Source organism: Buttiauxella sp. A111 (assembly GCF_014189855.1).
GTDB classification, from domain to species: domain Bacteria; phylum Pseudomonadota; class Gammaproteobacteria; order Enterobacterales; family Enterobacteriaceae; genus Buttiauxella; species Buttiauxella selenatireducens.
This window is the reverse complement of sequence record NZ_BJFN01000011.1, coordinates 1-10,946: the sequence shown is the minus strand read 5'-3', so window position 1 is coordinate 10,946 and position 10,946 is coordinate 1. Positions and strand designations below refer to the sequence as shown.

General features: G+C 51.0%; 4 protein-coding genes. All 4 read right to left on the bottom strand.

Annotated elements, in window-relative coordinates; genetic code table 11:
- Positions 1–135: 135 nt before the first annotated feature.
- Positions 136–360, bottom strand: a complete 225-nt coding sequence (locus BSPA111_RS21370; protein WP_183273156.1) for a hypothetical protein — start codon at positions 358–360, stop codon at positions 136–138.
- A gap of 493 nt (positions 361–853) precedes the next feature.
- Positions 854–7,936, bottom strand: coding sequence for an autotransporter outer membrane beta-barrel domain-containing protein (locus BSPA111_RS21365; RefSeq protein ID WP_183273155.1), 7,083 nt, complete (start codon positions 7,934–7,936; stop codon positions 854–856).
- Between the two features lie 486 nt (positions 7,937–8,422).
- Positions 8,423–9,193 (bottom strand): DUF1266 domain-containing protein, encoded by a 771-nt coding sequence (locus tag BSPA111_RS21360; RefSeq protein WP_183273154.1) that lies wholly within the window; start codon positions 9,191–9,193, stop codon positions 8,423–8,425.
- 257 nt (positions 9,194–9,450) lie between these two features.
- Positions 9,451–10,946: autotransporter outer membrane beta-barrel domain-containing protein (locus BSPA111_RS21355; protein ID WP_183273153.1), on the bottom strand; the 1,496-nt coding region annotated here is incomplete at its 5' end.

Here is a 10,946-nt window from a genome sequence, read left to right as displayed (position 1 = left end):
CATAAGATAAAATTAAGGGAGTTTTTTATTTAGCGCCTGCACCACAAGTGTCAGTTTTATACTGCACAAGCACTCTATTTTTATTAATCACACATATCCTTATCCTACCGATAACAGCGGATATAAATTATGTTTCTAGCAAAAGCCACCTTTTCTTTGAATTGACAACTTACCGTTTTTGTAACGATATCGTTCATACTTACAGATATTAAGAGAAGGCAGGTAAAGATTCATTTTAGAAACTGTGTACCAGGGAGTCCAGTATCCACCACCGCTGTCAAATGGCATATTTTGAGCGTGGGCACCCACAGAAATAAATAGTGCACCTGAAACAAGCATTGCGGTCATGATGTTTTTCAAAATTCTCTTCCTTGATATTTATGATAACTCGTCAAATTGATAGTTATTTATTATAGAAATGGCAAAAACAAAATACAGGTATAAAATACCCAATAAAAATAACCATAATAAACAACGCAATACTAAAACATCGAATTTAATTGTAAAGAATTAAACTACACGTATACACTTTTTGAGATTCTTCTCGCTTTTATCGCTGACGTTAAAAATAGGTAACAAGAATTCGCTGCAATGACTGACGTAAGGTCGCCAATAAACGTTGCCTTCGCTGTTTTTAGGAATTGTGCTGTATAAATTTAATTTTTGCGCTCTATCATAATCGGGCAGGTTGATACTCCAATTACGAGTTATTGTTTTCTTTGTGTTTGTGTCTTTCCCCGAAATAATCGGGGATTTTTTTTGCTCAAAATTCGCCCCCCCATTCAGCCGCAGCATAAAAAAGCCCCGGGTTTAAGCCCGGGGCAAATATTACCTGCAGAAGTACTGCTTATTATTATTTAAAGCTGTATTTCACGCCGATCATCGCCGCACTGTCGTTGTAACCTTTGTCGCCCACCTGCACGCCAACGTTACCCCACATGTTCAGGTTTTTGTTCAGCTGACCTTCCACACCCACTTTCACTTCACCAATGTTGCGCGTTCCTGCCTGGCTGCTGTTCACGCCGTCAAGCGTTGAGCTGAAGTTGCTGGTGTTGTGGATCCAGTTCGCTTCCACGAACGGCTGGAACTCACGATCTTTACCGTTGTCACTTGCATCATGGCTCTTCAGGTAAGCACGTGCGCCCAGACGCGTCTGCACATTACCGTCGCTGCCCTGCACTTTCGTGCCGTTCGCTTCACGGTGATCGTCAGCTTCCACACCCATCCAGATGGCCTGCGCCTGAGGCTGAATGTACCAGGTGTTGGTGGTGCCTTTGCTGCCTTTGAACTCGCCCATGTTGAAGGTGTAACCGGTTTCTACCGACGCCGTCACGCCCTTCGACTTGTACGATTCCGTCGCCAGTTTCTCACCGCTCACGTGGTTATTGAACCAGCTGTACTGCGCCCACGTATCCACATACAGACCGTTTTTCTCAGCGTCGTTGTCATACCAGGTCGCGTACACACCGGTGCTGTAACCATCAACCGAGCCGTCTGCCGAATAACCGGTTGCATGCGAACGGGTGTTGCTGTGGCTGTTACCGTAACCCGCCATCACGCCCAGGTGCAGGCGGTTCAGACCGTCGGTGCTCCACTGCGCCACGTCGCCACCCATCTGCAACACATAACGGTTGCTCTGGGTCTTCAGCTGGCCGCTGTTATCACGCGAGTTAGTGTGCCCCCCCACGTTGCGCATCCACATGCTCGTCACTTTCTCTTCACCCGTCAGCACGTCCGTGTACTGGGTTTCACCCAGACGATCGTGCAGGCGGTTCAGGAACATGGTGTTGGCTGCCGCCAGGTTCGCCGTGTACGCCGCCGCTTCCGGACGAATAATCAGCTCAGGAGCCGATGGTGCCGCCGGATCGGTTGGGTTCGATGGATCAACCGGCACCGTCGGATCAACCGGTATGCCTGGGTCAGTGGGTTCAACCGGCACGCTGCCATCCACGGCATTAGTCAGGTACCAGTTGGCGTTGTTGCTGCCTTCACCACGTACCAGTGCATAGTCATACGCCCCGGCCACAATACGACCCGCCTGCTTAAACTCACCGTCAGAAGCCCCACCCACGCTGATAAGCTCAATGCCGTTCAGGGTCTGCGCACCGGTGCCGCCCGCGTTGGTCACGCTGACGTTAGTGGTGCCTGCGGTGTTACCCGCAACGACCAGTTTGTCGGTGACAGAACTGTCGTCGCCCAGCACGGTGTTGAAGTTAATCAGACCGTCGTTACCGGTGTAGTTCCCGTTCACATTCAGTACGTTACCCGCCACGCTGCCGTGAGCGATATTCACCGTACCGTTGTTCACCAGGTCCTGACCGACGGTAAAGGTCTGTGCCGCACCGCTTTCATTCTGCGCGCCCACATACAGGGTGCCCAGGTTGTTCACGTTGCCTGCCACACCGCCGTAACCGGCGAGGAACGCATCCTGTGCCACGTTAACTTGCGTGCTTGCCAGTGTGACCGGAGCCGCTTCGCTGCCCAGCATCAGACCGCCTGCCTGGATATCCGTCAGACCGGTATAGGCGGCATTGCCGGACAACGTAACCACGCCAGCGCCCTGTTTGGTCAGGTTGCCTGCGCCACTTAGGTTGTTGGTCAGCGCCCAGTTATCGGCCGCATTCAGTACCAGTTCGCCTTCGTCAGCAATGTCCGCAGTACCCAGTTGCTGTGCCGCCGTAGCCGTCAGTTGTGAAGCTGCGTCGATGTTAAACACACCGCTGAAGCCGCTGTTATCACCACTCAGTGCAAGCTGGCTGTTCACCAGATCCACGCTGCCTGCAGTAGCAGACAGTGCACGAGTCGCTGCTGCCACGCCATCACGGATGTTGTTGGCAACGGTACCTGCCGCATCACTGAACATCACTTTACCGGCGTTGACGATATCGCCCACACCCAGACCCGCGGCGTCATTCAGGGCAACTGTTGCCCCGTTTGCTACGGTGGTGGTTGCGCTCAGGCCAGTGTTAGCACCGTTCACGGTCAGCGTATCCGCCAGCACGTTCAGTTCGCCGCTACCTGCCAGTGCGCCGTCAGACACGCCGCCATGGCTCAGGCTCAGCGCCCCGCCGTTCAGGTTAACGGTTGAGCCCGCAGTAGACTGCAGGGAACCCACGGTCTGTGCCTTGCCGTTCATGTCCAGCGCCGTATCCGCTGCCAGAGACAGCACATCGGTCTGGCCCAGTACGTTATCGGCAATCATTTTCAGGGTGCCGGAACGAATATCGGTGTTCCCGACATAATCGTTAAGCGTGTTAGACAGCGACACGGTATTGCCCGCGCCAGTATCAATCGCCAGGTCACCGGTACCGGTGATTTTCGCGCTCAGGTCAGCCGCGTTACCGCTCAGGCCTGCCGCATTCAGCGCCAGTGCATCAGCACCCGCCGTCAGCAGGTCAACCTGGGTCAGACCGTAGCTGATGTACAGGCCGTCAGCCGCATCACCGCTGGTCAGACGGTAGTCATAGGTGCCTTTCGCCACCGTGTTACCGTTCTGGGTAATGTCTGCTGTGGTGCCATCGCTGATCACGTTGCCATCCTGGTCTTTCAGCACCAGAGCGCCGCCGCTGCCGATAGTGGCAGTGGCAGTGGCAGTGGCAGACGTCGCCAGTTGTACCATCGCGTTGGCATCGTCCTGCGCCAGAAGATCAAGCAGTGTCGGGGCCAGTGGGTGATCGTTGCTCACCGTACCGACAGCGACCTGCACGGTACCAGAGCCACTCAGATCCATGGTTTTGGTGGTGTGTACGCTGCCTTTGGCCACGGTTTCACCCGGTGTACCGCTGTCAAATTCCAGCGTACCGCCGTTGAACTTCAGGCCGCTGATGGTCTGCTCGCCGTCACCCACGTGTGTGGTGCTGCCGTTATCCAGACGCAGAGTTGCATCGGACAGAGCGGTGGTGTTCAGACCCGCTAACTCAAAGGTCGCATCCGCCAGCGCCACTGTTCCGGCAAATTTGTCCGCTGCGTTGTTGGCCGTGAAGTTAAAGGCTTTATCGCCTTCAGGTGCCAGTTGAACCTGCAGCAAACCGCTGCCGCTTAAGTGGCTGTTAAAATCAACGTTATTAGCGTTCAGAATACGTAGCGCACTGTCAGCTGCGATCGCAAATCCGGTGCCTGCTGCATCATTCTGCGCATCACCCAGCGGCAACAAGGTGTCTTGCAGCGTCAGGTCTGCCGCGTCTGATAAATTGATTATTTCAAACTGTTTAAGTGCTGCAACATCTGTCAGCACATAAGACGAATCCACCATATTGAGCGCGTCGCTACCTGTGCCGCCTGTCAGGGTATCAAACACCCCTGTTACGGCTGATTTCAGGTGATTCAGGTTAAAGACGTCATCACCGCTACCAGTCGTGAAATCAGTCCCTTTACTGCCTTTTTCCAGATTGACGGTGTTGTTACCTGCCATCAGGTTGACATGGCCCTGAATGACGGCATCTTTCAGGTTGGTGAAAGTCACACCCGCGCCGGTCAACGTTTCCACCGCTTTCTGGGTTTTATCTGCTGCCAGAATTTTGCCGCTGTTGTTAAAGGTGGTTACCGCACCGTTATCAATATCCACCACGCTGCTGGCTAAAGATGTGGAGGTCAGTACACCCGACTGGTTAACCGTCTTCGTGCTGCCTTTGATTTTAAGCGCTGATCCACCGGCGTTATTTTTGACATTGACGCTGACGCCCGTATCCAGATCCTGAGTCGTGTTGGTGACCAGACCTTTGCCGTCTGCTGAGAGCACATCGATGACCAAATCCTGAGATTTCGACATATCCAGCTTATTACTGGTGGTGTTGCCGTTCATGCCTTCAAACAGAATCCCGGTACCGCTGCCGCTAACGGTGATCTTACCGCTGTTCGTGTCGGCCAAAGATACGGCGGTATGCACGCCGTTACCGTTACCCACGCTAATAGTGGTGTTACCGAGCTTAATCCCGGTGACACCCGCCTGGTTTTCGATCCCGCTACCGGTCCCGCTGGCATCCATATTGATCGTGGTATCTTTTACCGTCAGCCCTTTAGCCCCGGTCCCCAGCAGGATGCCGTGCGCGGTACCAGCCGCAGCAGTGCTCCCACCACCTGTCAGGTTCAGGGACGCGCCGTTATCAACAAGATACGCTGCGGTGCCGTTAGTCGCATTAACAGTAGAAGTATTGGAAATCGTGGATGTCGCCCCAGTGACGTGAACCGCAGTCCCGTTAACCGAAATATCACCGCTATTATTGAGTGTGCCGCCATTAACCAGGACACCCGTGCTGCCTGCAGTACTGAAATCTATCAGCCCAGCATGGTTCAGGGTGCCACCATTAAGCGCTTTATATCCGTAAGCGCCTTCGGCCATTTCACCGCTGCTGCCAAGCAGTTCAGCGTAGCTGGTGAGGATCGAATTCCCTTTTTTGTTTGTGACTAATGTTCCGGTGAGATCGTAATAGTTTCCGTCAACGATTCCCGCAGTCGCACCCTTACCCTGAAGTTTAATCGTTACATCAGACTCTAACGTTCCACTCGCGCCACCTTCAACTTTGATGCCGGTGCTATCTTCTCCCGCAGCCGTAAAGCCAAGACCGGTTGCATGTACGTCGCTGCCTTTACCGGTCACCTGCATCACCACACTATTTTTGCCAGAAGCGGTGATCATTGCCTGTACAGGCGTTGTGCGTGCAAATGTGGCGCCGTCCTCAATGCGGAATAGCATTGAGTCGTCGGTAGCAATATCTACGCTGCCACGATCGGTACTGGTAATTTTGGTCCCGGCACCCGAAACGAAATAACCAATTTGTTTATTGCCTCCAGCAAAAGTCATGGAAGCATCGTCAGCAATAGTTAGTGCGCCTTTGTTACGCGCATGGACGCCAATCGTTCCGGCACCATTAAGATTGATCTGCCCCGAAAACTTCCCTCGAGCCGTAGCGCCATCAATAAACATTCCGTAGTTCGCTTCGCTCGAAACAGGATCAAGTCCACCGTTAATATTGATCGTGCCGCTGTTTTCAGCTGCGCTGTTGGTCGTAATTTTCATGCCATAGGCATTCACACCATTGAGGTTAATGGTGCCGGCATTGACCACATCCGTCGCGGCACTTTGGGCAAGCATGCCAATATTGACCGCGCCACCAGAGGTATTACCGTTAACATTTATCGTGCCCTGGTTCAGCGAGTGAGGATTAACGCCCTGGGTCGAAATTGCCGTGGCGTTACGGGTTAATGAACCAATGGTAATGGTCCCATCGGCCATATTAGTGAAATGACCATACGAGACATTGGCACCGACCGAAGGTTGGTTAATAGCGATATCTGCCGTGATATCAGTCGTCTTTCTTTGCGACTCGCGGCCAATGTAGATCTCACCCGCATTTTTTACCGTCGAGTTACCATTTACCACAAAGCCATAGTTATACATGCCCGCCAGCGAGTTTTGAGCATCCGGTGAAGTGGAGATATTCAGTGAACCGTTATTGGTAAAAATCCCCCCGGTGCTGGCAAAAACGCCCATATTGGTGGTCGACACCCCATGGGATGCCAGGTTGATGACCCCATTATTCACGCCTGTAGAGCTATCAAAAATTCGCAGACCATACAAACCATCGCCCCCCAGGTTGCTCAGAGTATAAGTACTGCCGTCTGGGAGTTTGTAGTTCAACATATCCGGGTTAGTCCCAACATCGACGACACCATTGTTAATCACGCTGGTGCCAGCACCCGTCGCCATAATCACAGCCGAACCATAAACTTTGCCGCTCACGCTACCTAATACGCCGTCGTTTACCAATGAAGCCCCATTCTCAACGCGTACCACGCTAATATCGGAATTCACGATTTCGATGTTTGAGTCTTTGCTTATATTTATTTTTGCCTGTGCGCCATCCCCATGAATATAAGCCACTTGATCAAAGCGAACGATCGCATTGACGGCATCATCAGGTGAAATATGGGTATCAACAAATATTTGGCGTGGTGTGTTATCCCAGGCCTTTAACAGCTCGGCGGAATATTGCGCTTCCGTTAATTTCCCTTGCTGTACCGCAGCAATCAAGTCGCTATTATATTGTTTGAATTCAGCGATGTTTGTGACATTTCTTTTCCCCAGCACGCTGGTGAAGGATCCAACAAAGGTATCTGAGGTAAAGTTTGCAACATATTTTGTGGGGTCTTTAATATTGCTGGCGTTATTACCCGCAATGACGACCGTTTTGGTATCGTAATTTAACGTCGAATTTGCATCTACCAGAAATGCTGAGGAAGTGGTTGCGCCCGGCGTCGTCCCTTTCAGATAAGCATAAAAGCGTGATGACGAATCATTCGTCCAGTCTGCGGTCTCTTTAGCAACCTGTACGGTCAACTCACCACCGTCTTTCACCTGCCAGAGGTTTTTATCGACATATTGCCCGTTTGCGCCAACAGCAATACTCGGCGCAATGCCGATAGACGCCGCAGATGAACTGGTCATTTTGCCATTGTCATAGACGCGGACAGTCACCGTATTATGGGTAATAGGGTCGATGTAAGAGACCGTTTTCGTCTGGTCGCCAATTTTGAATACGTTGAGATCAACATAGCTTGCCTGCTCGGGCGTCACTATCAATCCCTGGTCACGGGCCTGCCCCAACGTCATGAGTTCATATCCCATATGACCTGAATTAATCATGCCAAATGAACCGGTCAATACGTTGAATCCGTTTATAAATCTACCCACACTGGCATCTTCAGGTCGGGTTTCCTCGACGGTTATTTCAATAGCATAGGAAGGAATAGCAAATAGCTGCGCCACGACGAGCGCTAAAAATTTACGGGAGCAAGTACCCATGCTGGTTAAGCGGGTATTTTTCTTACCGTCATTAGATGACGTGCTTTTTACCTTGCCACAGCGGCGAGCCAATTCAGACGTCACAACAAAACATTGCAAGCAATGATTCCATACAACATTGAAAATTTTATTCATTTTTCACTCACATAGTAATATTGCGATGCGGCAAAGAGTAAATACGCACGACTCTGGAGGTATTTTCAGAAATGAAAACCCCGCACCATGGATGATGATTAATTAGATGTCACAGCCTAAAATTTGAGAAAAGCGGTCCTTAACACGCAATAAAATAAGCGCTTAGCATTAGAGCCATCGTTATAACTGAGTGAAAACACCCAGGAGATTGCGGTTTTATTGAATTAGGAGAGGCTGATTTATTCACACAAATCAGTCAATATGACAGAGTTCGACCACAAACATTCATGGAACCAATAATAGATAGAATAGTTCAAACAGGCAATCAAATTGCATTTTCTATTTTTCGAAATAAACAGCCCACACTTACTGCTTTTGTACTTGTTTTAACCTTGTGAAATTGCATTCACGTGCATCTGTGATAAATAAAAAAAGCCCCGTGTTTTACGACGGGGCTCTTCTACGAGGCTTTACAACTGTCTATTTTTATTCCTGACTCGAAACACTCTTTAACGGATATTTAACCCACAGGCTGTTTTCCTCGAACATGTTTCTATAAAATCTGGATATTTCATACGATGACTCAGCATACTCAAGGCTACGCCCCAGGAAAAAGGCGATAAAATAGTCCTTCCAGTCTGCGTATTTTTCTTTCGCCTGACGCTGTGCTTCATTTATATATGACCAGGCTTCGTCTTCAGTAATATAGCCTAACGCCAGACTACACCTGGCCAGAAATGCTGCACGTTCAAGATCCCACGCTCTCAGGTCCGTGTTTACAGACAGGCTATCGTCATAGTCAAGATCGGTTTTAAATGCCGTCGTCGCGGCCTGGTAGTTATTAATCGAGGAACGGACCTCTTCGGCTGTCTCCTCTGTGTCCTGAATATCCTTGTTTCTTAGTTTTATTAACAGATTTTCTGAATATGCTCTCCACTCTGTCTTTTCTTCCGAGTGATGCAATAATCCCTCAATAGTGGAATGAGCACTTTGGCTATCGTTAATATCCCATTGAGCAGCTAAACCATCAGCCGTTTCGTCTAATTTACGCACCGGTAAAATGCCAGGAACCTCACCTCTCTGCCGGGTTAACAGGGCTCCGAACGCAAGCAGGCTCTCCTTTTCAGGTGGAAGTTGATGCTGGCTATAAAGTTGCTCTTTCTCTTGTTCCTCTTTTTTAACACTACGAACAAACTTAACGGCAAAATAAGTAATCACGGATATTATCACCACCATGATAATAATTAATTTCTGCATTTCTGATTCTCCAAATCTTGATGACAGGCAGTTTTAAAACAAATACTTAGAAACTGGATGGTTTGCTGTTATTGATTGATTTCAGCCACCCCGTTTTGTCTCACTCATTGAAAAAACAAGCTGTAAGCATTAAGGCCAAACAAATACACAACACAGAATATGATGATTCATTTTATTTAATTCCTGATTTTATTGAGTTAAAAAAGCCCCGGGTTTAAGCCCGGGGCAAATATTACCTGCAGAAGTACTACTTATTATTATTTAAAGCTGTATTTCACGCCGATCATCGCCGCACTGTCGTTGTAACCTTTGTCGCCCACCTGCACGCCAACGTTACCCCACATGTTCAGGTTTTTGTTCAGCTGACCTTCCACACCCACTTTCACTTCACCAATATTGCGCGTTCCCGCCTGGCTGCTGCTCACGCCGTCAAGCGTTGAGCTGAAGTTGCTGGTGTTGTGGATCCAGTTCGCTTCCACGAACGGCTGGAACTCACGATCTTTACCGTTGTCACTTGCATCATGGCTCTTCAGGTAAGCACGTGCGCCCAGACGCGTCTGCACATTACCGTCGCTGCCCTGCACTTTGGTGCCGTTCGCTTCACGGTGATCGTCAGCTTCTACACCCATCCAGATGGCCTGCGCCTGTGGCTGGATGTACCAGGTGTTGGTGGTGCCTTTACTGCCTTTGAACTCGCCCATGTTGAAGGTGTAGCCGGTTTCTACCGACGCCGTCACGCCCTTCGACTTGTACGATTCCGTCGCCAGTTTCTCACCGCTCACGTGGTTATTGAACCAGCTGTACTGCGCCCACGTATCCACATACAGACCGTTCTTCTCGGCGTCGTTGTCATACCAGGTCGCGTACACCCCGGTGCTGTAACCGTCAACCGAGCCGTCTGCCGAATAACCGGTCGCATGAGAACGCGTGTTGCTGTGGCTGTTACCGTAACCCGCCATCACGCCCAGGTGCAGGCGGTTCAGACCGTCGGTGCTCCACTGCGCCACGTCGCCCCCCATCTGCAACACATAACGGTTGCTCTGGGTCTTCAGCTGGCCGCTGTTATCGCGTGAGTTAGTGTGACCACCCACGTTGCGCATCCACATGCTCGTCACTTTCTCTTCACCCGTCAGCACGTCCGTGTACTGGGTTTCACCCAGACGATCGTGCAGGCGGTTCAGGAACATGGTGTTGGCTGCTGCCAGGTTCGCTGTGTATGCACCCGCTTCCGGACGAATAATCTGCTCAGGAGCCGATGGTGCCGCCGGATCGGTTGGGTTCGATGGATCAACCGGCACCGTCGGATCAACCGGCACTGTGCCATCAACGGCGTTGCTCAGGTACCAGTTGGCGTTGTTGCTGCCCGCGCCACGTACCAGTGCATAGTCATACGCCCCGGCCACAATACGCCCGGCCTGCTTAAACTCACCGTCAGAAGCCCCACCCACGCTGATAAGCTCAATGCCGTTCAGGGTCTGCGCACCGGTGCCGCCTGCGTTGGTCACGCTGACGTTAGTGGTGCCTGCGGTGTTACCCGCAACGACCATTTTGTCGGTGACGGAGTTGTCGTCGCCCAGCACGGTGTTGAAGTTAATCAGACCGTCGTTACCGGTGTAGTTCCCGTTCACATTCAGTACGTTACCCGCCACGCTGCCGTGAGCGATATTCACCGTACCGTTGTTCACCAGGTCCTGACCGACGGTAAAGGTTTGTGCCGCACCGCTTTCATTCTGCGCGCCCACATACAGGGTGC

Bases quoted from the DNA above. Each gene is read 5' to 3' on its own strand.
- BSPA111_RS21365 (WP_183273155.1), bottom strand. From the start codon at position 7,936: ATGAATAAAATTTTCAATGTTGTATGGAATCATTGCTTGCAATGTTTT.
- BSPA111_RS21360 (WP_183273154.1), bottom strand. From the start codon at position 9,193: ATGCAGAAATTAATTATTATCATGGTGGTGATAATATCCGTGATTACT.